The organism is Planctomonas psychrotolerans (assembly GCF_008642235.1).
GTDB classification, from domain to species: Bacteria; Actinomycetota; Actinomycetes; order Actinomycetales; family Microbacteriaceae; genus Planctomonas; species Planctomonas psychrotolerans.
The window spans coordinates 1,105,692-1,131,416 of record NZ_SJEV01000001.1 but is presented as its reverse complement, the minus strand read 5'-3'; the positions used below and the strand labels follow the sequence as shown (position 1 = coordinate 1,131,416).

Annotated in this window: 19 protein-coding genes; 4 read left to right on the top strand and 15 right to left on the bottom strand. The window is 69.8% G+C overall.

Translation table 11 applies throughout. The annotated features are described in order from the left end of the window. Positions 1–34 precede the first annotated feature (34 nt). The 6 genes from EY822_RS05010 to EY822_RS04985 all read right to left on the bottom strand — a co-directional run bounded on the left by EY822_RS05010 (position 35) and on the right by EY822_RS04985 (position 8,621). On the bottom strand, positions 35–976 hold the full coding sequence (locus EY822_RS05010; protein ID WP_406609982.1) for a sugar ABC transporter permease: 942 nt from the start codon (positions 974–976) through the stop codon (positions 35–37). Continuing rightward, a complete protein-coding gene (locus EY822_RS05005; protein ID WP_150307268.1) occupies positions 976–2,604 on the bottom strand; it encodes an ABC transporter permease subunit in 1,629 nt (542 codons plus the stop codon). Before EY822_RS05005 ends, EY822_RS05010 begins: the two co-directional genes overlap by 1 nt. Before the next feature lie 94 nt (positions 2,605–2,698). After that, positions 2,699–3,952 (bottom strand): sugar ABC transporter substrate-binding protein, encoded by a 1,254-nt coding sequence (locus tag EY822_RS05000; RefSeq protein WP_150307267.1) that lies wholly within the window; start codon positions 3,950–3,952, stop codon positions 2,699–2,701. 141 nt (positions 3,953–4,093) lie between these two features. After that, positions 4,094–6,133 (bottom strand): beta-galactosidase, encoded by a 2,040-nt coding sequence (locus tag EY822_RS04995; RefSeq protein ID WP_150307266.1) that lies wholly within the window; start codon positions 6,131–6,133, stop codon positions 4,094–4,096. Between the two features lie 190 nt (positions 6,134–6,323). Further along, positions 6,324–7,946 carry a peptide chain release factor 3 gene (locus tag EY822_RS04990; RefSeq protein WP_150307265.1) on the bottom strand — a complete coding sequence of 541 codons (1,623 nt, stop codon included), beginning with the start codon at positions 7,944–7,946 and terminating at the stop codon, positions 6,324–6,326. A gap of 237 nt (positions 7,947–8,183) precedes the next feature. Then, a complete protein-coding gene (locus tag EY822_RS04985; protein WP_150307264.1) occupies positions 8,184–8,621 on the bottom strand; it encodes an Lrp/AsnC family transcriptional regulator in 438 nt (145 codons plus the stop codon). 220 nt (positions 8,622–8,841) lie between these two features. On the opposite strand from EY822_RS04985, the gene ddaH reads away from it, so the two are divergent. The 3 genes from ddaH (at position 8,842) to EY822_RS04970 (ending at position 12,373) form a co-directional block, all read left to right on the top strand. Beyond that, a complete protein-coding gene (gene ddaH, locus EY822_RS04980) occupies positions 8,842–9,696 on the top strand; it encodes a dimethylargininase (protein ID WP_150307263.1) in 855 nt (284 codons plus the stop codon). Positions 9,697–9,743: 47 nt separating this feature from the next. Continuing rightward, positions 9,744–10,946 carry an ornithine--oxo-acid transaminase gene (gene rocD / locus EY822_RS04975; protein WP_227497305.1) on the top strand — a complete coding sequence of 401 codons (1,203 nt, stop codon included), beginning with the start codon at positions 9,744–9,746 and terminating at the stop codon, positions 10,944–10,946. 395 nt (positions 10,947–11,341) lie between these two features. After that, entirely contained in the window at positions 11,342–12,373 is a 1,032-nt protein-coding gene (locus EY822_RS04970) for an aldo/keto reductase (protein WP_150307261.1), read from the top strand. A gap of 216 nt (positions 12,374–12,589) precedes the next feature. On the opposite strand, the gene EY822_RS04965 is transcribed toward EY822_RS04970, so the two are convergent. The 9 genes from EY822_RS04965 to EY822_RS04925 all read right to left on the bottom strand — a co-directional run bounded on the left by EY822_RS04965 (position 12,590) and on the right by EY822_RS04925 (position 24,585). Continuing rightward, positions 12,590–13,828: an alpha-hydroxy acid oxidase gene (locus tag EY822_RS04965; protein ID WP_150307260.1), complete on the bottom strand. Its 1,239-nt coding sequence runs from the start codon at positions 13,826–13,828 to the stop codon at positions 12,590–12,592. Between the two features lie 49 nt (positions 13,829–13,877). Further along, positions 13,878–14,870 carry a serine hydrolase domain-containing protein gene (locus EY822_RS04960; protein ID WP_150307259.1) on the bottom strand — a complete coding sequence of 331 codons (993 nt, stop codon included), beginning with the start codon at positions 14,868–14,870 and terminating at the stop codon, positions 13,878–13,880. After that, complete coding sequence (locus EY822_RS04955; protein WP_150307258.1) at positions 14,867–17,458, bottom strand: family 78 glycoside hydrolase catalytic domain; 2,592 nt, start codon at positions 17,456–17,458, stop codon at positions 14,867–14,869. Before EY822_RS04955 ends, EY822_RS04960 begins: the two co-directional genes overlap by 4 nt. Further along, a complete protein-coding gene (locus tag EY822_RS04950; RefSeq protein ID WP_150307257.1) occupies positions 17,451–18,416 on the bottom strand; it encodes a nucleoside hydrolase in 966 nt (321 codons plus the stop codon). The genes EY822_RS04955 and EY822_RS04950 overlap by 8 nt, the downstream gene beginning before the upstream one ends. Continuing rightward, on the bottom strand, positions 18,413–19,846 hold the full coding sequence (locus EY822_RS04945; RefSeq protein ID WP_150307256.1) for a rhamnulokinase: 1,434 nt from the start codon (positions 19,844–19,846) through the stop codon (positions 18,413–18,415). The genes EY822_RS04950 and EY822_RS04945 overlap by 4 nt, the downstream gene beginning before the upstream one ends. Then, a complete protein-coding gene (locus EY822_RS04940; RefSeq protein WP_150308763.1) occupies positions 19,843–21,894 on the bottom strand; it encodes a bifunctional aldolase/short-chain dehydrogenase in 2,052 nt (683 codons plus the stop codon). Before EY822_RS04940 ends, EY822_RS04945 begins: the two co-directional genes overlap by 4 nt. Positions 21,895–22,000: 106 nt before the next feature. Beyond that, entirely contained in the window at positions 22,001–23,176 is a 1,176-nt protein-coding gene (rhaI, locus tag EY822_RS04935; RefSeq protein WP_150307255.1) for an L-rhamnose isomerase, read from the bottom strand. 192 nt (positions 23,177–23,368) lie between these two features. Further along, positions 23,369–24,247, bottom strand: a complete 879-nt coding sequence (locus EY822_RS04930; protein WP_150307254.1) for an SMP-30/gluconolactonase/LRE family protein — start codon at positions 24,245–24,247, stop codon at positions 23,369–23,371. Further along, positions 24,244–24,585 carry an L-rhamnose mutarotase gene (locus tag EY822_RS04925; RefSeq protein ID WP_150307253.1) on the bottom strand — a complete coding sequence of 114 codons (342 nt, stop codon included), beginning with the start codon at positions 24,583–24,585 and terminating at the stop codon, positions 24,244–24,246. Before EY822_RS04925 ends, EY822_RS04930 begins: the two co-directional genes overlap by 4 nt. A gap of 73 nt (positions 24,586–24,658) precedes the next feature. Between EY822_RS04925 and EY822_RS04920 the strand changes: the two genes are divergently transcribed. After that, entirely contained in the window at positions 24,659–25,669 is a 1,011-nt protein-coding gene (locus EY822_RS04920; RefSeq protein WP_150307252.1) for a LacI family DNA-binding transcriptional regulator, read from the top strand. Positions 25,670–25,725 lie beyond the last annotated feature (56 nt).

The window sequence follows — 25,725 nt, the reverse complement described above, 5'->3', positions numbered from 1 at the left end:
GCAGGCCCTCGTCAACCTTCAGCGGTCGCCGCGTTCAGCCCTTCACGGAGCCCGCGGTGAGCCCGCCGACGATGTACCGCTGCAGCGACAGGAACAGTGCGAGCAGCGGGATGGATGCGATCACCGCACCGGCCGCGAACAGGCCCCAGTTGGAGTTCAATTCGTTGGAGACCCAGGCGTACATGCCAACCGCGAGGGTCCAGTTGCCCTGACTCACGAGGACGATCCTGGCCAGAATGAACTCGTTGAAGGCGCTGATGAAGCCGAGCAGCCCCACCACGGCGAGCACGGGAGTGACGAGCGGCATGATGATGCGCCAGAAGATCTGCGCGTGGCTCGCGCCGTCGATCTTCGCCGACTCATCCAGCTCGTTCGGGATCGAGTTGAAGAACCCGTACATGAGGAAGGTGTTCGCCCCCAGGGCGCCGCCAAGGTAGACGCAGATCAGCGCGATCTTCGAGTTGATCGCGAGGGCGGGAACCGCATCGCCGAGGGCCAGCAGCATGAGGAAGATGGCGACGAAGGCGACCGTCTGCGGGAACATCTGGATCAGCAGCAGACCGGTGAGACTCGCCCGCCGGCCACTGAAGCGGAAGCGCGAGAACGCGTACGCCGCCGCGGCCCCCATCAGCACGGTGCCGATCGACGTGATTCCGGCGATGACGAGGCTGTTGAAGCCCCACCTCCAGTACGGGGTCTCGAGAAGTGCGGCGAAATTGCCGAAGTCGAGGGCGCTGAACAGCGCGCTGCTTCCGGCGAGCCTGCCACCGGGGCGCAGTGCGGCGGAGAGCACGTACAGCAGCGGGAACACGGCGTAGGCGACGATCAGGATCGCGACCGGATACTTCCAGCCGACCTCGGCCAGCCAGCGACCGCGTCTCGCTCGGGAGCGATCGGAGACGCTCGGCCGGCTCGGGATGTCCGGCGACGGGCGCTTCGGTTCGGTGGACGTCGACAGCACGGGATTCGTGGACATCATTGCATCTCCTCGAGCTTGCGGGTCTGACGGAATGCGACGGCGGAGATGGCGCCGATCACGATGAAGATGATGATCGACAGGGCGCTCGCCAGACCGTAGTCGGAGGAGCCGCCGGAGACGCCGGAGATCTGATAGACGGCGTTGATCAGCAGGTCGGTGGCGCCCAGTTGTGAGGTGCTGCCGGCGAAGTTGGGACCACCGCCGGTGAGGAGGTAGATCAGGGTGAAGTTGTTGAAGCTGAAGGCGAAGGACGCGATGGCCAGCGGAGCAGTGGAGACCAGGAGCAGCGGAAGCATGATCGAGCGGAACCGCCGGAATCTGCCCGCCCCATCGATCTCGGCCGCCTCGAGCGTGTCGGCGGGCAGCGCCTGCAGCGCTCCGGTGCACACGAGGAACCAGTACGGGAAACTGAGCCAGAGGTTCACCCACAGCACCGCGAAGCGGGCGAGCGTCGGGTCCTGGAACCAGTTGAGATCGGCACCGAAGAAGAGCAAGTCGTTGACGATGCCGAACTCCGGGTTCAGCATCCCTCGCCACAGCAGCGCGGACATGAACACCGGGAAGGCGTAGGGGAGGATGAAGAGCGTGCGGATCAGCTTGCGGCCTCGGACGCGCGAGTCGTTGTAGATGATGGCGAGCAGGAGCCCGAGGCCGAAGCTCGACAGCGTGGTCAGGATGGCGAACGCGAACGTCCAGACCGTGACCTGCAGCAGCGGCGCCGCGTAGTTCGTATCGGTGAAGGCCCGCACGAAATTCTCGAAACCGACGGGCACCGACCACCCGGCCGGCAGGCTGCTGCCGTCTTCGGCGACGAAGCTGCCGCGGTCGCTCGCCGAGTAGACCTTGCCCGTCGCGGTCTCGGTGAGAGTCTCCGTGTCGGGATCCCAGTCGAGCGAGGACAGGTACACCGCACCGCTCGTGCCGTCACGGGTGCGGATCGAACCTTCCTCCGGGTCATCCGAGACGGGGACCCGGAGCGCGGTCACCCGCTGCTGGAGTTCGGTGTCGGTGAGCACCTCCGCGCGGGGGATGACCGTCCAGCCGGGCACCTCGGTCGGCGCGCCGGCTCCGCCGACCTCCGCGTCCGGTTGGACGGAGAGCGGCTCGAGCTCAGTGCCGACCCGCACGTCGCCGTCGGAGTCGGCAATGGCGAACCCGAGCTCGTCACCGCGGCTCACCACGCTGAGCGGATAGCTCGGGGAGTCTGGCACGCGCTGCTCCGCCTGAATGAGGGCGGCCTGGACCGCCTGCGCCTGTGAACCGGAGTGTCCGGATCCGTAGTTCGTGAAGGCCACGTAGCCGGTGTACACGAGGCTGAAGATCTGGAACACGAGCAGGAAGATGAGCCCGGGAGCCATGTACTTCAGCGGCAGCGCGCGCTTGGTGAAGTAGATGACGTCGGTGGCCACGAGCAGCACGATCGCCGCACCGAGGATGAACCACGATTCCGAACGCACGGCACCGAGGATGACGCTGAGTCCGATGGCGTTCACGAGGGCCATCAGGAGCAGCTTCACGAGAAAGCCCCACCCGAGTCCGCGCCAGCCGCGCGCGTGCGATTCGCGCTCCGGTGGCCCGTCCCCCCGGGTCGCGCTGCGCGATCGCGCGTCTTCCTGCACCGTCATGGAGTCTCCTGTGTCGATCGATCCGGTCGAGAGCCCTCCCGGGGCGGGACGCGCGGTCCCGCCCCGGGAGGAGTGTTACTCAGGGTTGTGCTGGTCAGGCTCCGACTTCTGCCTCGACGTCGGTGACCATCTTGTTCCAGGTGCTGACCGGGTCTGCACCGTTCAGGATCTGCGACTGCGCGGAGTTCCAGAACTCCCAGACAGAGCCCATCTCCGGGATGCTCGGCATCGGCACACCGTTCTGCGCGGATGCCAGGAAGCCGGCGATGATCGGGTCCTCCGCCACCTCCTCGGCGAGCGTCGAGTACGCCGGGATGCGCGGGTCCGCCTCGTACAGGGCGCGTTGGGCGTCTTCCGTAGCGAGGTAGTTCACGAGGAAGTCCGTCGCGAGGAGCGCGTTCTCACTCTGCGAGCTGAGATAGAAGCCCTGCACCCCGACGAACGGCGCGGCGGTCTCGCCACCGGCCGACGGGATCGGGTTCACGGCGACATCTACCCCGGCATCGGCGAAGGCGTTGATCGCCCACGGGCCCTGGATCGTGTACGGCGTCTGGCCCGAGGTGAACAGCTCGATGTTGATGTCGTAGTTGACCGTCGTCGGGATGTAGCCGGTTCCCGCGGTGCCGTTGCCGTGCAGCCACTGCGCGAACGCCTCGCCCTCCGGCCCGCCCATGCCGAGTTCGCTCGTGTACGAACCCGACTCGTCCTGCACGAATACGGGAGCGCCGAACGACGTCTGGAGCCCGTACATCGTGTACGCGTCGCCGACCTCGGATCCCGTGTTGAGCACGACCGGCCGTTCCGTACCCGCCGCAAGGCCCTTCTGTATCATCTCGTCCCAGGTGGCCGGCGCCTCTTCACCGACGAGCGCGGTGTTCTGGATCAGCGCCATCGCCTCGAGCGAGTAGGGGAGCGCGTAGAGCTGACCCTCATAGGTCATGGCATCGATCGCGACCTGCTCGAAATTGGCAGCCTTCTCGCCGAGGTCGACGGTGTTGACGACACCGGCCGTGACGAGTGCGCCGAGCCAGTCATGGGCACCCACGGTGATGTCGGGACCCTCGCCGGTCGGAACCTGCGCCAGGAAGTCGTTCCGCAGGTCCTCGAAGTTCTTCGCGACGAGGGTGACGGTCGCGCCGGTCTCCTCCTCGAATGCGACGGCCGCGTCGGCGATGGCCTGCTCGCGTTCCGCGTCGGTCCAGACGACGATCTCGGCGCCGCTGCCGCCCGTGCCGCCGCCCTCGGACGCCTCAGGTGCCGATGTCCCGCCGCCGCCGCCGCTGCTGCAGCCGACGAGGAGCATTGCGGATGTCACGGCGAGTGCGCCGAGTCCTAGGTGCTTACGCATGGTGTTCCTTCCAGAGTGGCCGGGCTCGACTCTGGCGAGTCGCGCCGTTACGACCGGGGATGAGTGTGGAGAGACGAGCCGGAGAGGCTGCGACTCGATGGGTGGTGGTCTGTGTTCGGGCGGAAGTGTGGACGGGAGGTGTCAGGGGAGGATGCGCTCACCTCCCGAGGGGGCGGTGGTCCGGATGACGGCGACGTCTCCGGCGGGCACGTCGTGCGAGTCGGAAACCCCCGAACCGGTCAGGAGTTCTACGCCGGACACGGCGAGGGAAGCGGCCGCGTCGCCGTGGTTGATGGCCACGACGAAATCCGCGTCCGCGCTCCTGCGCACGATGACCTCGAACCGTTCCGGCAGGTCGCTCGGCGTGATCCCGGCGTCCTCGTAGACCGCGGACATCAGCGTGCGCATGCCCGTATTCTGCACCCGGGTACTGACGTACCACCCCGTTCCGGAGCCGTGTCGGTGCCGTGTGATCGCCGGCCCTCCCGCCGCGGGTCCGTTGACATACGTCGCACGGATCTCGGCGCCGGTCGTCGCCAGGGCCTCCTGCCAGATGTCGGCGGGAAGGTTCTGAGCGGGGTCCGCCTGCCAGGCCAGCGTGCTGGTGACGCCCTCCCGCAGCGGGAGGAATTCCTCCACGCGGACGCCGAGTGCCTGGGAGAGCGGTGCGCCGAAGCCGCCCTCGTGCACGCGATCGTTCTCGTCGACGATGCCGGAGAAGAAGGAGACGAGCAGGGTGCCGCCCCGCTCGACGTAGCGCGTGAGGTTCGCCGCGTCAGCCGTGCTGAGCAGGTACAGCGCCGGGGCGATCACGAGCGCGTACCGGGAGAGATCGTGGGAGGGCAGAGCGAAGTCGACCGTGATCCCGTCCCGCCAGAGCTGCTCGTAGTAGGCGCGGATGCGCTCGCGGGAACTGACGTCGTCGGAGGGGCGCCATTCGAGGTCCTGCGCCCAGAACGACTCGAAGTCCCACAGGATCGCCACGTCGGCCGTCACCCGCGAGTCGCGCACCTCGGCCAACCGGTCGAGCTTCGCGCCGAGGTCCACGACCTCGCGCCACACTCGCGACTCGGTTCCCGCGTGCGGCAGCATGGCCGAGTGAAACTTCTCCGCCCCGGAGCGGCTGGCGCGCCACTGGAAGAAGAGGATGGCATCCGCCCCGCGCCCGAAGTGCGACAGGGAGTTCCGTGCCATCTCGCCCGGGCGCTTCGCGATGTTCCGCCCCTGCCAGTTGACGGCGGAGGTGGAGTGCTCCATCAAGATCCAGGGGTTCCCGCCGGCGAGCGAGCGGGTGAGGTCGGCGGCGATCGCGAGACCGATCTCGGCCTCCGGGTCGGCCGCCCAGAGGTAGTGATCGTTGGATACAACGTCCACCTCCGCGGCCCAAGCCCACAGGTTGACGCCCCAGTGCTGGTTCGCCATGAAGTTGGTGGTGATCGGTTGCGCCGCATGGGCACGGATCGCGTCCCGCTCGAGCACGTAGCACTCGCGCATCCTGGCGTCGGTGAAGCGGGCGAAGTCGAGGCGCTGCGCCGGGTTGGCCACGGACGGGGTGGCCGCGGGAGCGCCGATGTGATCCCACGTCGTGTAGTGCTGTCCCCAGAACGCGGTACCCCAGGCGGCGTTGAGGGCGTCCAGCGAGCCGTAGCGCGCGGAGAGCCACGAGCGGAAGGCCTGCACGGACTGCTCGGAGTAGTCCTCGCCGACAGGCGCGCCGTATTCGTTGTGCACGTGCCACAGCACGACGGCCGGATGATCGGCGTAGCGCTGCGCCAGTGCGTCCGCGATGCGGACGATCGCCGTCCGGTAGGCCTCCGATGAGTGCGACGCCATCCCGCGCGACCCGAATCCCATCACGGTGCCGTCCCGAGACTGGACCCGCGCGCCGGGATGCGCCGCGAAGAACCAGGCGGGCGGGGAGGCCGTGGGCGTTCCGAGGTCGACGGCGATGCCGTTCTCATGCAGGAGGTCGATCACCTCGTCGAGCCAGGCGAAGTCGAACAAGCCCTCGCTCGTCTCGAGAAGGGCCCAGGAGAAGATGCCCACGCTGACGAGGTTCACGCCCGCGTCCCGCATGCGCGCGACGTCGTCGCGCCAGACCTCGCGGGGCCACTGCTCGGGGTTGTAGTCGCCGCCATAGGCGATTCCGGCGACCGCCGGCCACACGTTCGTTTCGCTCACGACACTCCATCGGATCGGACTAAGACCGGTTACAGTATGGCGTCCCGAGCCCGACGGTCCCGTTCGCCGGCTCGCGTTCGTTATCCAACCGTGATCGGTGCGGAGCGGGGACTCGTTCGCCTCGCAGACTCGGCGGACATCCACCGGGACGCTCGTCCGCGGGGCTCTCCCCCGCTCGGTTCGGCGCCGGTCAGGCGTTAGCGCGGGGGCTCGCGGCGCCGGTGTCGGCCAGGTCCAGGAGGACGAGGTCGGGGTGGGCGCGAGTGACGGCCTGAAGGCGCCACTGGGTGCTGAAGAGAGCGAGGAGGGTCCCGTCCGAACGCGTGAGCACCTCGACCTGCCGCTCCTTCTCGAGGACCGCGGCATCCGCCGGTGTGGTGATCCGGGCGACCTGATAGGGCAGCTCCTCGAAGCGGATCGGGGAACCGAAGTCGTTCGCCATGCGGTCCTCCACGACCTCGAACTGCATGGGCCCGACCGCGCCGAGGATCGGCGCCTGGTCGCCGCGGAGCTCGGACCGCATCACCTGGATGACGCCCTCGTGGTCGAGCTGCTCGATGCCGCGCCGGAACTGCTTGTGCTTGCTGCTGTTGGCGGCCCGCACGACCCGGAAGTGCTCGGGGGAGAACATCGGCAGGCGCGGATACTCCACCGGTTCGCCCTCGAAGAGCGAGTCGCCCACGCGGAGGGCGGATGCGTTGATGAGGCCGACCACGTCTCCCGGCCAGGCGGTGTCGATCGTCTCGCGGTCGCCGCCGAAGAACTGTTGCGCGTACTTGGTGGCGAACGGTCGACCCGTCGCCGCGTGGGTGACGATCATCCCGCGGCGGAACTGGCCGGAGCAGACGCGCACGAAGGCCACGTGGTCGCGGTGCGACGCGCTCATGCCGGACTGCACCTTGAAGACGAAGCCGGAGAACTCCGTGTCCACGGGGCGGCGGCGGCCGGTGCTGTCCGGCCGCGCCTCCGCCGGGGGAGCGGACTGCACGAGCACGTCGAGCAGCTGGTGCACGCCGAAGTTCAGCACGGCGGCACTGAACAGCACCGGCGTGGTCGTGCCGGCGAGGAACGTCGACTGGTCATGGATCTGGCCCTCGGCCGCGAGGAGCTCCGATTCCTCGGCGGCCGTCACCCAGGCGTCGCCCTCCTCCGCGGCGGCCGCGGAGGCCGGAAGGTGTTCGGCGGTCGATACGGTGGCGCCGCCCGGTGTGCGCGTGAAACGGATGAACTCGTGCGTGTGGCGGTCGAGCACACCGCGGAAGTCCCCCGCCTCACCGACCGGCCAGGTCAGCGGTGTGGGGACGAGGCCCGTGCGGTCGCGGATCTCGTCCATGAGCTCCAGCGCGGACAGGCCGGGTCGATCCCACTTGTTGATGACGGTGATGACGGGCAGACCCCGCTGCTGGCACACCCGGAAGAGCTTCATGGTCTGCGCCTCGAGACCCTTGCTGGCGTCGACGAGCATGACCGCAGCATCCACGGCGGACAGCACGCGGAACGTGTCCTCGGAGAAGTCCGCGTGACCGGGGGTGTCCACCAGGTTGATCACGGTGTCGTCGTACTCGAACTGGATGGCCGCCGATGTGATGGAGATGCCGCGGGCCTGTTCCATCGCCATGTAGTCGGACACGGTGCCCCGGCGGCCCGCTTTGCCATGCACCGCTCCGGCGGTGGTGATCGCCCGCGCGTGCAGCAGCAGCGCCTCGGTGAGGGTCGACTTGCCGGCGTCCGGGTGCGAGATCACCGCGAACGTCCGGCGGCGGCGCGCCTCCGATGACACTTCGAGGTTCGGCGCCTCAACGAGCTGCGACATGCATCTTCTTCCTGCGGGCGGGGTGAACGGGGAGGGGGAGGGGAGCACGACGGTTACCGGGTCGGGCCGGATCCCGTCGTCAGGCTGAAGTCGGTGAGGGAGTCGGCGCACGACCGACGCGGCCGGCCCGGCGCGTTTCCCCGCGAGCGAGCGCCCGGACGGGCGGTCCACGCGCGCACTGCCGCGCACCCTATTCTCCCCCCTCACGCTGGGTGCTTCGATTCGCGCGGGTCTGCGTCAGTCGTGCACCCGGTCGATGAGCCGGGACAGCACGATCGCGCTTCGCGTGTGGTCCACGTTGGGCGCCTGGCGCACCTTCTCCAACGCGAGCTCGAGGCTGGGGATGTCGCGCGAACGGATGCGCACGATCGCGTCGGCGCTGCCGGTGACCGTTCCCGCATCCACCACCTCCGGCACCGCCGAGAGGATGCGGCGCAGCTCCGCGGGCGACACCGTGCCGCGGCAGAACAGCTCCACATAGGCCTCGGTGCTGAGTCCCTCCACGGCGGGGTCCACCTGGATGGTGAAGCCGCGGATCACCCCGTCGGCCACCAACCGGTCGACCCGGCGCTTCACGGCGCTCGCGCTCAGCCCGATCGAGGTGCCGATGTCCCCGTACCCGGCCCGCGCGTTGATCCGGAGGTGGTCGATGATGCGGGAGTCCAGGCTGTCCATCGCGCCAGCGTACGCGATCGAATGCGCGCCCCCACCCCAATGCGCAGGATTATTGCGCCCGGCGGCAAGAAGCTTCGGATGTCTGCGTGGAAGACTGAGGGCGGCGTCGACACAGCGGCTCACGAGTCCGTCCGCCTGGGCAGTCCGGCGCTCGCGAATGCGGAGCGCCGCCGGCGCAGTGCGTTCGCACGAGTGCCGGATCACTATCGAAGGAGTTCCGATGCCATCCACCCTTCTCGATTCCGAGCGGACGACGGAGGAGCGGGTAGCCACGCCGCGCACCGTGCTCATGTGCCGACCGGAGCACTTCACGGTGAGTTATCGCATCAACCCGTGGATGCAGCCGCAACTCCCCACCGACACCGCGCTCGCGGTGCGCCAGTGGCAGACGCTGCACGACACCTACGTCGGGCTCGGCTTCGACGTGCACCTCATCGATCCCGTCGATGGGCTCCCCGACATGGTCTACGCGGCGAACGGTGGATTTGTGCTCGACAACGTGGCCTACGGCGCGCGGTTCTGGCACCCGGAGCGCCAGCCCGAGGGACCGGCGTACATGGACTGGTTCCGCGCGAACGGGTTCGACGTGCGCGAACCGCGCGAGGTCAACGAGGGCGAGGGCGACTTCCTTCTCGTGGGCGACGTGATCCTCGCGGGCACCGGGTTCCGCAGCGCGAGCGACAGTCACGCCGAGGCGGGGGAGGTGTTCGGCCGCGAGGTCGTGACGCTGCGACTCGTCGACCCGCGCTTCTACCACCTCGACACCGCGGTGGCCGTGCTCGACTCCGACGGTGGCCCGGCGAGTGTCGCCTATCTTCCCGCTGCGTTCGACGAGGCGAGCCGCCGCATCCTCGAGACCCGCTTCCCCGACGCCGTGCTCGTGAGCGACACCGATGCGACCGTGCTCGGCCTCAACTCCTTCAGCGATGGACGGAACGTGGTGATCGCGTCGCGAGCCACCGGCTTCGAGAAGTCCCTGCGCGAGCGCGGCTACACCCCCATCGGCGTCGACCTGTCGGAGCTGCTGCTCGGCGGTGGCGGAGTGAAGTGCTGCACACTGGAGCTGCGGCGATGAGCCCGAAGACCAAAACCACGACCGAGTCCTCGACGACGCCCACGGCCATGCGCGATGCGATCGAGCGCGAGGAAGCGCACATCGCCGCCAACTACGCGCCGCTGCCCCTCGTGGTGGCGACCGGCGAGGGCGCCTGGGTGACCGACATCGAGGGCAAGCGCTACCTCGACTGTCTCGCCGCCTACTCGGCGGTGAACTTCGGCCACTCGCATCCGCTGCTCCTGGATGCCGCCCGCGCCCAGCTCGCGCGCGTCACGCTCACGAGTCGCGCCTTCCACAACGACCAGCTCGGCCCCTTCGTCACCGCGCTCGCCGCACTGGCCGGCAAGGACATGGTGCTGCCCATGAACACCGGCGCGGAGGCGGTGGAGTCGGGCATCAAGGTGGCGCGCGCCTGGGGCTACCGGGTGAAGGGCGTGGCGGCCGATCGCGCCACCATCATCGTGGCCGACGGCAACTTCCACGGGCGGACGATCTCGATCGTGAGCTTCAGCGACGACCCCGACGCCCGGGCGGATTTCGGTCCCTTCACGCCCGGGTTCCGGTCGGTGCCGTACGGGGATGCCGCCGCGCTCGAGGCGGCGATCGACGAGAACACCGTGGCCGTGCTGCTCGAGCCCATCCAGGGCGAGGCCGGCATCCTCGTTCCTCCGGCCGACTACCTGCCCGCGGTGCGGGACATCACCACGCGCCACAACGTGCTGTTCATCGCCGACGAGATCCAGTCGGGCCTCGGGCGCACCGGCGCGACGTTCCAGTGCGACAATGCGGGCGTGGTGCCCGACCTCTATCTGCTCGGCAAAGCTCTCGGCGGCGGCATCGTGCCCGTGTCGGCGGTCGTGGGCAACCGCGACGTGCTCGGCGTGCTGCAGCCGGGCCAGCACGGCTCCACCTTCGGCGGCAACCCGCTGGCGGCCGCCGTGGGGAGGGCCGTCGTGGAGCTGCTCGCCACCGGCGACTACCAGGCCCGCGCACGGATGCTCGGCGAGCGCATGCACGCCCGCCTCGGCGCGCTGGTCGGCCGCGGGGTCGTCGGCGTGCGCGGCGTCGGCCTGTGGGCGGGTATCGATATCGACCCGTCCCTGGCCACCGGCCGTGCCGTGTGCGAGTTGCTGATGGAGCGCGGCGTGCTCGCGAAGGACACGCACGGTGCCACCATCCGCCTCGCCCCGCCGATCGTGGTGTCGGAGCCGGACCTCGACTGGGCGATCGATCAGCTGGAGGCGGTGCTCGCCGACCTCCGCGCCTGACGTCCGCATCGCGGTCCCTGCGCCCGTCGAAGGGGCGCTCTCTACGGTCCCTGAGCCTGTCGAAGGGACGCACTCTACGGTCCCCGAGCCTGCTGCACGGACGCACTCTACGGTCTCTGAGCCTGTCGAAGGGACGCTCTCTACCGTCCCTGAGCCTGTCGAAGGGACGTTCGCACCTCACGACGCTTCGACAGGCTCAGCGTCCGTACCCGAAGGGACGTTCGCCCCTCACGACGCTTCGACAGGCTCAGCGTCCGTGCCCGAAGGGACGTTCGCACCTCACGACGCGTCGACAGGCTCAGCGTCCGTACCCGAAGGGACGCGACCTCCAGCGCTCACCTGCGAGGAGTAGCCTCCGATTCGAATCATCCAATGAATCCAACGGAGGAGAACTCATGGAGTACCGCAAGCTAGGCCGCAGCGGAGCCGTCGTCTCGGCTCAGGCCCTCGGAACGATGACCTTCGGTGCGGAAGCCGACGAGGCCACGTCCGGTGAGATCATGACCGCGTTCATGGAGGGCGGTGGCACGTTCTTCGACACCGCCGACGTGTACAGCACGGGTGTGTCCGAGGAGATCATCGGACGGTGGCTGGCGGAGCACCCGACCGAGGCGTCGCAGGTGGTGCTCGCCACCAAGGGCCGCTTCCCGATGGGTGCGGGCCCGAACGACCTCGGCCTGTCGCGCCGTCACCTGCGCACCGCGCTCGACGCGTCCCTCAGCCGGCTCGGCGTGGAGCACATCGACCTGTACCAGATGCACGCGTGGGACGCCCTCACGCCGATCGACGAGACCCTCGGCTTCCTCAACGACGCCGTCAGCTCGGGCAAGATCGGCTACTACGGGTTCTCCAACTTCCTCGGCTGGCAGCTCACCAAGGCGGTGCACGTGGCCGCCGCGCACGGCTGGGCCGCGCCGGTGACCCTGCAGCCGCAGTACAACCTGCTCGTGCGCGACATCGAGCACGAGGTGGTTCCGGCCGCGCTCGACGCGGGCATCGGCCTGCTGCCCTGGTCGCCGCTCGCCGGGGGCTGGTTGAGCGGCAAGTACGAGCGCGACGTCGCCCCCACCGGCTCGACCCGACTCGGCGAGGACCCGAAGCGCGGCATGGAGGCGTGGGAGGCCCGCAACGCCGACGAGCGCACCTGGAGCGCCGTGGATGCGGTGCGCGCGGTGGCCGAGGCGCATGGCGCGTCTTCGTCGCAGGTGTCGCTCGCATGGCTCGGCGCGCAGCCGGCCGTGACGTCGGTCATTCTCGGCGCGCGCACGGTGAAGCAGCTGAAGGACAACATGGGCGCCGTCGACCTGCAGCTCACGCCGGAGCAGCTGCAGTCGCTGTCGGATGCGAGCAAGCCCCGCATCGACGACTACCCGTACGGCACCGCCGGGGTCGCCCAGCGCAACCGCAAGATCGAGGGCGGCCGCTAACCCCATTCGCCACGGTCCCTGAGCACGTCCCGTCCCTTCGACGAGCTCAGGGACCGTATGGTCGCGCCCTGCGCGTGCGTCCGGTCCCGTCCCTTCGACGAGCTCAGGGACCGTATGGTCGCCATTCACGGTCCCTGAGCCTGTCGAAGGGACGTTTGGCGCCACGGTCCCTGAGCACGTTTCGAGCTCAGGGACCGTAAGGGCCGGGGCGTGCGGCTACGAGCGGAGGCGCGGGGCGAGGCGCTCGAGCTGCGTGACGTGGTCGGGGTTCAGCTCGTCGAGGGACGTGGCACCGAGCAGGCGCATGGTGCGGGCGATCTGCGTCTCCAGGATCTGGATGGCGCGGTCCACACCGGCGCGTCCGCCCGCCATCAATCCGTAGAGGTACGCACGGCCGATGTAGGTGAAGTGCGCACCCATCGCGAGGGACGCGACGATGTCGGCCCCGGAGAGGATGCCCGTGTCGAGGTGGATCTCGGTGTCGTCGCCCACCTCGCGCACCACCTCGGGCAGCAGGTGGAACGGGATGGGCGCACGGTCGAGCTGCCGCCCGCCGTGGTTCGACAGGATGATGCCGTCGACGCCCACCTCGGCGAGACGGCGCGCATCGTCGACCGTCTGCACGCCCTTCACCACGAGCTTGCCCGGCCACTGGGCCTTGATCCACTCGAGGTCCTCGTAGGTCACGGTCGGGTCGAACATGGTGTCGAGCAGTTCGGCCACCGTGCCCGACCAGCGATCGATCGACGCGAACGCCAACGGCTCGGTGGTGAGGAAGTTGATCCACCACTCGGGCCGCGGGATCGCGTTGATCACCGTCTTCGGCGTGAGCGTGGGCGGAATGGTCATGCCGTTCCGCGCATCCCGCAGTCGCGCGCCGGCCACCGGCACGTCGACGGTCACGAGCAGCGTGTCGAAGCCCGCCTTCGCCGCCCGGTCCACGAGCGCCATCGAGCGGTCGCGGTCCTTCCACATGTAGAGCTGGAACCAGTTGCGGCCGTTCGGGTTCGCTGCGGCCACGTCCTCGATCGACGAGGTGCCCATGGTGGAGAGGCTGAACGGGATGCCCGCCGCGGCAGCGGCGCCGGCGCCCGCGATCTCCCCCTCGGTCTGCATCATGCGGGTGAAGCCGGTGGGCGCGATGCCGAAGGGCAGCGCGGTGGGCCCGCCGAGCACCGTGCGGCTGAGGTCCACTTTCGACACGTCGCGCAGGATCGCGGGGTGGAACTCGATGTCGCGGAACGCCTGTCGCGCGCGGCGCAGCGACAGCTCCGCCTCCGCCGACCCGTCCGTGTAGTCGAACGCCGCCTTCGGCGTGCGGCGCTTCGCGATCTTCCGCAGGTCCTCGATCGTCAGGGCCTCCTCGAGGCGCCGCTTCTTCGCGTTCAGCGTGGGCGTCTTGAACTTCATCAGCGGCGCGAGGTCGTGCGGGTTGGGGATGCGTCGGGTGACCATGGTGCTTACCTTTCCAGGGCGGATGGCCGGGTGGCCGGATGGCGGTCGATCAACGGCCGGAGGCGACCGCGTTGAACAGCGGATCGGCGGTGAAGCCGTGGTGGCCGGGACTGGCCAGGTTGGTGAGGAACGCGAAGCACACGTCGAGTTCAGGGTAGATCCAGAACTCGGTGCCGGCCCAGCCGCCGTGCCCGTACACGCCGCGCTCGAGGAGCCCAGGGGCGGAGTGCCGAATATTCCAGGAGAGGCCCCAGTCTTGTCCGCGCGACTCCGGGTACGGCTCGAGCTTCGGCAGTCCGCCGGTCAGCGGACGCCGCATGGCCGCGGCGGTGCTGGGATGCACGACCGCACCATCGTCGCGCAGCAGGGCGGAGCCGAGCGACAGCAGGTCCTCGGCCCGCGCGAACAGCCCGGCGCCCGGATGCCGGAGCCGGGCGAACGCGTCGTAGTCGAGTCCCTGCTCAGCGGCCTCGTACACCGGATGCGGGTCGCAGTCCGCGTCGAAGGTGAGGCCCGGCATGCCGGCGTCGGCAGCCAGCGCCGCGAGCTCGGCGTCGAGGGTGCCGCCGGTCGCGTGCTCGACCAGAGCGGCGACCCCCTCGAAGGCGAGGGTGGAGTAGCGCGACACCGTGCCGGCCTCGAAGTCGGCACCGGCCTCGAGAATGCTGCGGCGGAGCCCGCGCGGGGTGTCCATCGGCACCTCCGTGATGCCCGACGTGTGGCTCAGCAGGTGAGGGAGGCGCACGGTGTCGGTGCGCTGCGCGCCGAACTCCGGGAGGGCGTCGGTGAGCGGCGCGTCGAGCGCCAGCAGGCCGTTCTCCACGGCGCGCAGCGCGGTGAGGGCGACGAGAGGCTTGGTGATCGAGAAGAGCGGGTAGGCGTCATCGGGTCGGGCGACGCGGTCCCCGCTCGCCCCCGCGGCGACCACGTCCACGGTCCCCGCGGAGGTGGCGATGCCCAGCACCGCGGTGGGCAGAATGCCCCGATCGACTTGGCGGCTCGCCCAGGAGAACGCGCGTCCGAAGGATCGTTCCGCGCTCATCGGGCCACCGCATCCTGTACGGCGGGCGGCACGGTCACGGTCCAGGAGTGCGCACCCGAGCCGACTTCGACAACGTCGACGGACCCGGGGAGATGCACGTCGGCCCGCGCGTTGGGCGGAACGACGGCGGTCACCACCACGGAGTCGCCGTCGCGACGCCAGCCGGACTCGGCGAGCCCGTACGGGGTCTCGTGCGACGCCGTCGCGTGGTCGAAGCCGTCGAGCACGAGCGGGCGGATGCGCAGGCGACGGTAACCGGGTTCAGCAGGGGCGAGGCCGGCGAGGTCGGTGTGCAACCAGTCGGCGATCGCGCCGAGCGCGTAGTGGTTGAACGAGGTCATCTCGCCGGGGTTGATGCTGCCGTCCTCCAGCATGCTGTCCCAGCGCTCCCAGATGGTGGTGGCGCCCATGGTCACGGCGTACAGCCACGACGGGATCCTGGTCTGGGTGAGCAGTCGTTCCGCGACGTCCGCGTGCCCGGTCTGCACGAGCGCACCCTGGATGAGCGGCGTGCCGACGAAGCCGGTGGTCATGGTGTAGTCGGCCGCGCGCACGAGGGAGGCGAGCCGATCGCCCATCGTGGTGAGCCGCTCCTCGTCCGTCACGATGCCGAATCGGATCGCGAGGGCGTAGGCGGTGGTCGCATCGGAGAGCATCCGCCCCGCCTCGGTCACGTACTCGCGCACGAACGCGGTGCGCACGGCCTCGGCGAGGTCGCCGTAGCGGACGGCGTCGTCGGCGCGGCCGAGCTCGCCCGCGGCGGCCGCCAACAGGGAGGTCGACCGGTAGAGGTAGGCGCTCGCCACCAGCTCGCTGTCGGTCTTCGCCGCGCCGGGCTGGTCGGGGGGTGCGTCGGGGTCGAGCCAGTCGCCGAACTGGAATTGGCCCTCCCACAGCATCCGGGGTCCCGCGATGCCGAGCAGCGTGTCGACCCACGCGCGCATGCTCTCGTACGATTCGGCCAGCACCTGTCGGTCTCCGAAGCGCTCGAAGAGCACCGACGGCACGATGGTCGCGGCGTCACCCCACGCCGCCGCCGCATCCACGGGGAAGGGCAGGGAGTTCGGCACGACGAAGGGCACGACGCCGTCCCGCGCCTGCTGCTCGAGGCGGAGGTCGGCGAGCCAGGAGGCGAGGAAGGCGTCGCAGTCGAAGAGGAAGCTCGCGGTGGGCGCGAACACCTGGATGTCGCCGGTCCAGCCGAGGCGCTCGTCGCGCTGGGGGCAGTCGGTGGGGAGCGACAGGAAGTTGCCCCGCATGCCCCACACCACGTTCTCGTGCAGTCGGGTGACGAGCGCGTTCGAGCAGTCGAACCACCCGGTGCGCCTCATGTCGCTCGACAGCACGACCGCCGTCACGTCGGCGGGATCGAGCTCGCCGGGCCAGCCGCCGACCTCGGCGTAGCGGAAGCCGTGGAAGGTGAACTCCGGTTCCCATGTCTCGCTTCCGCCGCCGGCGAGGGTGTAGCGGTCCGTCGCCGCGGCGAAGCGGAGGGGCCGGGTGCCCAATTCGTCGTGCTCGAGCACCTCGGCGTGCCGGAGGGTGATCACCGTCCCGGCGTCGCCGGTCACGCGGATGCGAAGTCGCCCGACCAGGTTCTGGCCGAAGTCGAGCACGGTCTTGCCGCTCGGCGTGCGCAGCACCCGGTCGACGGGGAGTTCCGATACGCGTCGCACCGGTTCGGAGATGCCGGCGGTCGGGACCACCGTGCCCTCCGCGGTGCGAACGGGCGACCAGTCGGCGTCGTCGAATCCGGCGGTCGACCACCCCTCGCGAACTCGACGCGCGTCGTGCTCCTCACCGGCATAGATGCCGCTCGCCGTGATCGCGAAGTCGCCGGTCGCGCGCCAGGACCCGTCGGTGCACAGCACCTCGGCCGATCCGTCGGCGTAGTCGAGGTGCAATTGCGCAGCGGCGGCGGGCTGGTCGCCGTAGAACCGCTGTCCGGCTCCAGCGGCGCCGTACTCCTCGGTGTACCAGGCGCCCGTGGTGGTGATGCCGATCGCGTTCGGGCCCGGTACGAGCAGGGCGGTGACATCCGTGGTCTCGTGCAGCAGGCGGTACTGGTACGCGGTCCAGCCGGGCTTCAGCACCTCGTCATCCACGTCCCGGCCGTTGAGCTGCACCTGGTAGGCGCCCTGGGCGGTGGCGTACAGGGTGGCGCGGGCCACCGGTCCGCGCGGGGTGAACTCGCGGCGCAGCAGCACGGGCTGCGCTTCCCGGTCGGGTGCGTCGAGGCCCACGAAGTCGGCTCGCCATTCGCCGTCGGCGAGGAACGCGGCGGTGGCCTCGACCTCCGTGCTCCAGTCCGACGTGGATCCGTCGGTGCCGTGCACACGCACGCGCACGGTGCGCCGCTCCCGCGGGCGCAGGGGCGTCGACGGCCATTCGACGGACACCGACTCCGACCCCTCGTGCCGGTGCACCTCCCCATCGATGTCGATCTCGGCGGAGGCCTGGATCCAGTCGCGCGCGTCGCACTCGGTCGCCCAGCTGAGCCGCGGCGTCGGCGTGGCGACGAGCGGGAGATCCCGGCGGCGCTCGAGAGTGAGGCGACCGACGGTGGGAACGCTTGCGGTGTCAGTCATGCGCACCCCTTCCCGTGGGCCGGTCGGTACCCTCGCCGAAGTCGGCGATCTTCGCGAACATGTCCTCGAGCAGGAAGCGCACGTCGTACGACTCGAGCACGAGCACGGGCGATCCTGTCGATGACGGTTCGTAGTGGCCGTCGGCTGTGAAGCGCACGGGCTCCTGCCGCCGGAAGACTCCGCTCCAGGGTTCGAGCATGAGGCCGATGGCGGGGGAGTCGCCGAGCGACCGGCTCTCGATCGGCGTCCGGTGGTACACGGCGTTCCACTCCACGAGCTGGCGGACGAGGTAGTCGCCGAGTTCCCCGTGCGGCTGGACGCGGCGACGCAGTTCCGCGTACCCCACGTTGACGAGTCGGTAGATGGTGGAGGGCACCTGCCAGATGGCGATACCCGACCCGAAAACCACGTTGGCGGCGGCGATGTCGTTGCGCAGGTTGAACTCCGGCCACGAGCCGAAGGAGTGGACGTCGTCGCCGTAGCCGGGTCCGCCGATCCAGATCACGGTCACGCCCGGCCGTACCATGCTCGGGTCGAGCAGGATCGCGGAGGCCATGTCGGTGAGCGGGCCGAGAAAGGCGATCAGCAGCCCGTCGTCGCCCGCCGTCGCCACCTCGTCGAGAATGAGGCGGGCTCCGGGCGAGTCGACCGGGGTGTGCGCGTCGGGCAGGGCGTGCGCGGCACCGTTCGCCACGGTCACCGTGCCACGCCGCCCGAGCAGGTCGAGCAGCAGATCGACCTCCGCGCGCGAGTCGAGCATGCTCGTCGCGCTGCGCGATGTGCCGAAGTGGGCCGGGATGATGCCGCGCACATCGAGGGTGGGCGACAGCAGTGCGTGCACGAGGGCGTACTGGTCGTCCGCCTCGTTCTTGGCGTCGCTGTTGATCAGTACGCGGCGCGTGCGCGGCTTCGGGATATGCGCGATGTGCGCGCCGTGCGCGGACTGCGGGGCGCTCATGCGCGCACCCTCGCCGTCGTGCGCGGCGAATGCCGGCGCGGCTCGGTCGATCGGGCGACGAGTGCGCGCAGCGACTCGAGCGACCCGGACACCGCACCCTGCGCACGCGCCTGCACCAGCACGTTGCCGATCGCCGTGGCCTCGACCGGTCCGGCGAGCACCGGAAGACCCGAACGGTCGGCGGTCAGCTGGCAGAGCAGCTCGTTCTGCGAGCCGCCGCCCACGATGTGCACCACCGTCACGCGCTTCCCCGACAGCGTGGCGGCGGTGTGCACGGCCCGGGCGAACGCCTCCGCGAGGCTCTCCAGAATCGAGCGCACCAGCTCGGCGCGCGACGCCGGTACCGGCACGCCGCGCTCGCCGCAGAGCACGGCGATGCGGGCGGGCATGTCACCCGGCGGCATCAGTCGCGGGTCATTGGCGTCGAAGATCGACGGCGGCGTCGACACGGCCGCCGCGGCGGTCAGGAGGTCGGGGAGATCGATCGACTCGCCCAGGAGCTCCCAGGTGCGCACGCACTCGCTCAGCAGCCAAAGGCCCATCACGTTGTGCAGATAGCGCACGCGCCCGTCCACGCCGCCCTCGTTGGTGAAGTTGGCGGCGCGACTCGCGTTCCCGACCACCGGATGCTCGAGCTCGACGCCGACGAGGCCCCAGGTTCCGCAGCTGATATAGGCGAAGTCGTCGGAGGTGGCCGGAACGGCGACGACCGCGGAGGCGGTGTCGTGCGAGCCCACGGCCACCACGTCGACCGACCGCGCAAGCCCCAGCTCGGCCGCCACATCGGGCAGCACCGGCCCGATCGGCGACCCGGCATCGACGAGCTCGGGCAGGATCCCGCGGGGAAGTCCCAACCGGGCCACCAGGTCGTCGTTCCAATCGCGGCCCGAGAGCGCGAGCAACCCGGTAGTCGACGCGTTCGACCGCTCGGCCACTTCGGCCCCGCTCAACCAGTAGGCGAACAGATCGGGCAGCAGCAGCATCCTGTCGGCGAGCGGCAGAACACCGTCCTCGTCATCGACGGCCAGCTGGTACAACGTGTTGAACGGCAGGAACTGCAGTCCGTTGGCGGCGTAGAGCTCCGCCGCCCCGACCCGCTCGTGGCTGCGGGCGACTCCCCGCTCGGTGCGGGCGTCGCGGTACGAGTACGGTGTGCCGAGCATCCGACCGTTCCGGAGGAGCGCGTAGTCCACGGCCCAGGAGTCGATGCCGATGCTGGCGATGTCGGTGGTCGCGCGGGCGGCGGACGTGAGTCCGGCGAGCACGTTCCGGTACAGCTCGAGGATGTTCCAATGCAGGCCGTCGATCGTGCGCACCGGCGTGTTGGGGAAGCGCGCCACGTGCTCGAGCGACAGCTCGTTCGGGCGCACCCGGCCGAGCAGCACCCGGCCGCTCGTCGCGCCGAGATCGACCGCGGCGACAGTGGTCATCGCAGGAACGCCGCGGCGACGCCGGCGTCCACCGGCACGTGCAGTCCGGTGGTGTGGCTGAGGTCCGACGTGCAGAGCACGAACACGGCGTTGGCCACGTTCTCGGGCAGCACCTCGCGCTTCAGCAGCGTGCGCTGCGCGTAGTACTTGCCGAGCTCCTCCTCGGGAACCCCGTAGACGGCCGCGCGCTTGGCGCCCCAGCCGCCGGCGAAGATGCCCGAGCCGCGCACCACCCCATCCGGGTTGATGCCGTTCACGCGCACGCCGTACTCGCCGAGTTCCGCGGCGAGCAGGCGCACCTGATGCGCCTGGTCGGCCTTCGTGGCGGAGTACGCGATGTTGTTCGGCCCGGCGAACACCGAGTTCTTGCTGGAGATGTAGAGGATGTCGCCGCCCATCCCCTGGTCGATGAGCACTCGGGCGGCCGCGCGCGACACGAGGAACGACCCCTTGGCCATCACGTTGTGCTGCAGGTCCCAGTCGGCGACGGTGGTGTCGAGCAGCGACTTCGAGAGCGAGAGCCCGGCGTTGTTGACCACGAGGTCGAGGCCACCGAAGGCGAGCAGGGCGGCGTCGACGGCGGACTGCACCTGCTCTTCGTCGGTCACGTCGGCGCGCACACCGATGGCCACGTCGGTGCTGCCGAGCTCCGCCGCGGCCTCCCGCGCCTTGTCGAGGTCGAGGTCGGCGATGACGACGCAGGCGCCCTCGGCGGTGAGGCGGGTGGCGATGGCCTTGCCGATGCCCGACGCGGCGCCGGTGACGAGCGCGATCCGGCCGGCGAGGGGCTTCGGCTTCGGCATCCGCTGCAGCTTCGCCTCCTCCAGCGACCAGTACTCGATGCGGAACTTCTCCGCGTCGGAGATCGGCGCGTACGTGGAGATCGCCTCCGCTCCGCGCATCACGTTGATCGCGTTGACGTAGAACTCGCCCGCCACCCGTGCGGTCTGCGTGTTGGCGCCGTAGCTGAACATGCCGACGCCGGGAATCAGCACGATGGCCGGGTCGGCGCCGCGCATCGCGGGGGAATCCTCGGTCGCGTGCGCCTCGTAGTAGGCGGCGTAGTCGGCGCGGTACTGCTCGTGCAGCTCGGTGAGGCGAGCGATCGCGTCCTCCACCGGTGCGGTGGCGGGCAGGTCGAGCACGAGCGGCTTCACCTTCGTGCGCAGGAAGTGGTCGGGGCAGCTCGTGCCGAGCGCCGCGAGGCGAACGTGCTCGGTCGCGGAGAGGAAGTCGAGCACCACGTCGGCGTCGGTGAACGATCCCACCTGCGGGCGGTCGGTCGAGACGAGACCGCGCAGGGTGGGCGCGAGGGCGGCGGCGCGGGCGCGACGCTCGGCGGGCGCGAGGGGGCCGTAGCCGTCGAGCGGCGCACCGAACGGGTCGGCCGCGCCGTTCTCGGCGATGTAGCGTTCCGCGGTCTCGATGATCCAGCGCGAATTCGCCTCGGACTCCGCGCTCGTCGCACCCCAGGCGGTGATGCCGTGACCACCGAGGATGCACCCGATGGCGTCCGGGTTCTCCTCGTGGATGCGGGCGATGTCCTCGCCGAGCTGCCAGCCGGGGCGCCGCCACGGCACCCAGACCACGCGGTCCCCGAAGATCTCCGGGGTGAGGCGTTCGCCGTCGGTCGCGGTGGCGATCGCGATGCCGGAATCGGGGTGCAGGTGGTCCACGTGCGCCGCGTCGACGAGCCCGTGCATCGCGGTGTCGATGGACGGCGCCGCGCCACCCTTGCCGTGCAGGGTGTAGTCGAACGCGGCGACCATCTCGTCCTCGCGCTCGACACCCGGGTACACGCCGCGGAGCCCGCGGAGACGGTCGAGGCGGAGCACCGCGAGACCCGCTTCGGTGAGCGTGCCGAGGTCGCCGCCGGAGCCCTTCACCCAGAGCAGCTCGACGGGCTCGCCGGTGACCGGATCGATGTCGGTGCCCTTCGCCGAGGTGTTGCCCCCGGCGTAGTTGGTGTTGCGTGGATCCGCGCCGAGCCGGTTGGAGCGGGCGACCAGCTCGGCCGCGGTGGGGGAGGTACTGCTCACGGTGTTCATCCTTCTCATCGGGACATGCCATTCGACCGCGACCGGCCCGCTCCGTGCGGAGGGGAGCGTCGCGACCCTGACCGAAGTGGGCTCGGCGGAAGCGGAGGGGAGAGGGTCAGGCGCCCCAGCCGGCCTGGGTGCCGCCGACGCGCTCCGAGCGGATCTTGTCGGTGTAGCCGCTGTCGCGGAAGGCGACCATCGGGTCGGCGGGCAGCCCGCGGCCCTCGCGCCATTCGGCGAGCAGCGGACGCACGTCGGTGTAGAAGGCGTCCATGTAGATGCCGTTCGCCCCGAGCACGTCGTTCTCCCGCTGCGCGGCGTCGAGCGCCTCGCGGTCGATCAGGAGCGCCCGCGCCGTCATCTCCTGCACGTTCAGCACCGAGCGGATCTGTCCAGGGATCTTCTCCTCGATGTTGTGGCACTGGTCGAGCATGAAGGCCACAGCGCTGTCCTCGTCCATGCCACCGCCGCGGATGACCTCGGCGAGGATGCGGAACAGCTGGAACGGGTCGGCGGATCCCACGATGAGGTCGTCGTCGGCGTAGAAGCGGGAGTTGAAGTCGAACGAGCCGAGCTTTCCGAGCCGGAGCAGCTGGGCCACGATGAACTCGATGTTCGTGCCCGGCGCGTGATGCCCGGTGTCGAGGCACACGAGCGCCCGGTCGCCCAGGGCCGACACCTGCGCGTACGACGTGCCCCAGTCGGGAACGTCGGTGTGGTAGAACGACGGCTCGAAGAACTTGTACTCGAGCACGAGACGCTGGTCGTCGCCGAGTCGGGCGTAGATCGCGGCGAGCGACTCGGCGAGGGCATCCTGCCGGCGGCGGATGTCGTCCTGCCCCGGGTAGTTCGTGCCATCCGCCAGCCAGATCTTGAGGTCGCGCGAGCCGGTGGCGTGCAGGATGTCGATGCACTCGAAGTGGTGATCGATCGCGCGCTGGCGCACCGCCGGGTCGGACGACGCGAGGCTGCCGTACTTGTACTCCTCGTCCTGGAAGGTGTTGGAGTTGATGGTGCCGAGGTCGACGCCCTGCTCCTTCGCGAACGAGCGGAGCTCCGAGTAGTCCTCGACCCGGTCCCACGGAATGTGCAGCGCGACGGTGGGCGCCAGGCCCGTGACGGCGTGCACCTGGGCGGCGTCGGAGATCTTCTCCTGCGGAGTGCGCGGGGTGCCCGGTGTGCCGAAGACACGGAACCGGGTACCGGAGTTGCCGAACGCCCAGGACGGCAGTTCGATGGCCTGCCGTTCGAGCACGGGCGTGATGGTGGCGAAACGAGACGACGTTGTCATGATGGCCAGATCCTTCTGCGCGACGAGTGAGGTCCGGGGATTTCGGGGACACCGACCCCCGGACGGCTGAATCGTTTCAAGGATAACGCTTACCGGACCGGCGTTGTCAATCCCTTGTCCCCGGGGTGGCCGTTTCCGTCCGGCCGATGTCCTGCGTCCGCCGTTTCCGCGTCGAGCCCCTCCGGGCGCCGATCACACCCTCGGGCGCGGGGCCTGCCGAGTGGTCGTGCGGATGCGGTAGAGGCTGGTCGTCGCCGTGATGTAGAGATCGCTGCCGTCGTTTCCACCGAAGCAGAGGTTGGCCACCGTTTCCGGCACGGGAATGCTGCCGAGCTTCTCGCCCGTCGGCGCGAGCACCTGCACCTCTCCGTCACTGGAGGTCCACACGCGGCCCTCCACGTCCACCCGGAAGCCGTCCGAGTAGCCCGGGTCGATGTGCGCGAACATGCGCCCGTTCCGGCAGGTGTCGTCCACCACGTCATAGGCCCGGATCTGGCGGGTGCCCTCCGGGAGCTGCGAGTCGGCGGTGTCCGACACGTAGAGCACCGACTCGTCGGGCGAGAACGCCAGGCCGTTCGGATGCGTCATGTCGGTGATGACAGGCGTCACCGTTCCCGTTTCCTCGTCGAACCGGAACACGAAGCACCCCTCGTAGTCCGGGTCGGACGCGTGGCCCTCGTGATCGGAGAGGATGCCGTAGGGCGGGTCGGTGAACCAGATCGCGCCGTCCGCGGCGACCACCACGTCGTTGGGGGAGTTGAAGCGTCCGCCGTCGAAGCGATCGACGAGGGTATCGGGCACGCCGTCGATCTCGCGCTCCACCGAGCGGCGACCGTGCGAGCACTGCACGATGCGGCCCTGCCGGTCGAGGGTGCGGCCGTTCGTGTACTCGACGTCCTCCCGGTGCACCCGCGTCTCGCCCGAGCGGGAGTCGTAGTCGAGAATGCGGTCATTCGGGATGTCGCTCCAGCGGACGGTCCCGGTCTCCGGCAGCCATACCGGGCCCTCGGCCCACACGCATCCCGTGTACAGGTGCTCGAGTTCGGCCCCGTCGGGGATCGGGATGCTCATGCGATGCTCCTCAGCTGGTCCTCGAGGGAGAAGACCTCCGGGATCGGCGTCATCGCCTCGTCCGGTCGGCGGCCGTCGAGCGACTCGAAGAACTCCGACATCTCGGCCTGCCAGCGGGCGTTCACCTCGGTCGCCGCCATCGCGTCCTGGGCGGCACGGAAGTCCTCGACCTCCACGTAGCCGACCAGGAGCCCGTCCTCGCGCAGGAAGAGCGAGTAGTTGTTCCACCCGCTGTCCTTGAGCGCGCTGAGCATCTCGGGCCACACCGCCGCGTGCCGGGCGCGATACTCCTCGACCCGATCGGCACGGACCTTGAGAAGGAAGGACAATCGCTGCATTGTTCGGCCCCTTTGCGCCAATGACAGAATGGAACGGTTCACAGACCTGGGCCCAGTCTAAGGAGCCGCCGCCATGGCATCGTCCAGCATCCGGGATGTCGCGGCGCGAGCGGGTGTGTCGGTGGGCACCGTCTCCAATGTGCTCAACCACCCGTCGAAGGTCTCGGGCCCGGCGGCCGAGCGCGTGCACGCCGCCATCCGCGACCTCGGCTTCGTGCGCAACGGTGCCGCGCGCCAGCTCCGGGCCGGCCGGAGCAGCACCGTGGGTCTGATCGTGCTGGACGTGCGCAACCCGTTCTTCACCGATCTGGCGCGGGGCGCCGAGGAGCGGGCGGCGCAGTCGGGACTGTCGGTGCTGCTCGGCAACGGCGACGAGAACCGCGACCGCGAATCCACCTATCTCGACCTGTTCGAGGAGCAGGGTGTGCTCGGCGTGCTCATCTCGCCGCTCGGCGACGTGACAGCGCGATTGGAGCGGTTGCGGGCGCGCGGCACCGCCGCGGTGCTGGTGGACCGGAGCGGTGACGAGTCCCGCTTCAGCTCCGTGTCGGTGGACGACATCGCCGGCGGCCGGCTCGCGGTGGATCATCTCCTCGCGCAGGGCCGCCGCCGCATCGCCTTCGTCGGCGGTCCCTTCGACATCCGTCAGGTGGCCGACCGGCACCGCGGTGCGGAGCTGAGCGTCGGGTCGCATCCCGATGCGTCGCTCGAGGTCGTGCCCGTGCCGGCGCTCACGGTGCAGGCCGGCCGGGCGGCGGGCCAGTCCATCGTGCGCCGTCCGGCGGCGGAGCGGCCCGATGCGGTCTTCGCCGCGAACGACCTGATCGCGATGGGGGTGCTGCAGGCGCTCGTCATGCAGGGGGGCGGAGTGCGGGTGCCCGGTGACATCGCGCTCATCGGGTACGACGACATCGACTTCGCGAGCGCTGCGGTCGTGCCGCTCAGTTCGGTGCGGCAGCCGAGCGCATTGATCGGACGAACCGCGCTCGACATCCTGCTCGAAGAGGCGGACGATCCTGCCCTCGACGCCCGGCACATCGTGTTCCAGCCCGAATTGATCGTGCGGGAGAGCACCGGCGGCTGAGCCGATTTCGGTCGAGACCAGGGCCGGGACAGGGCCCGATAGCGATGTCATCCGAC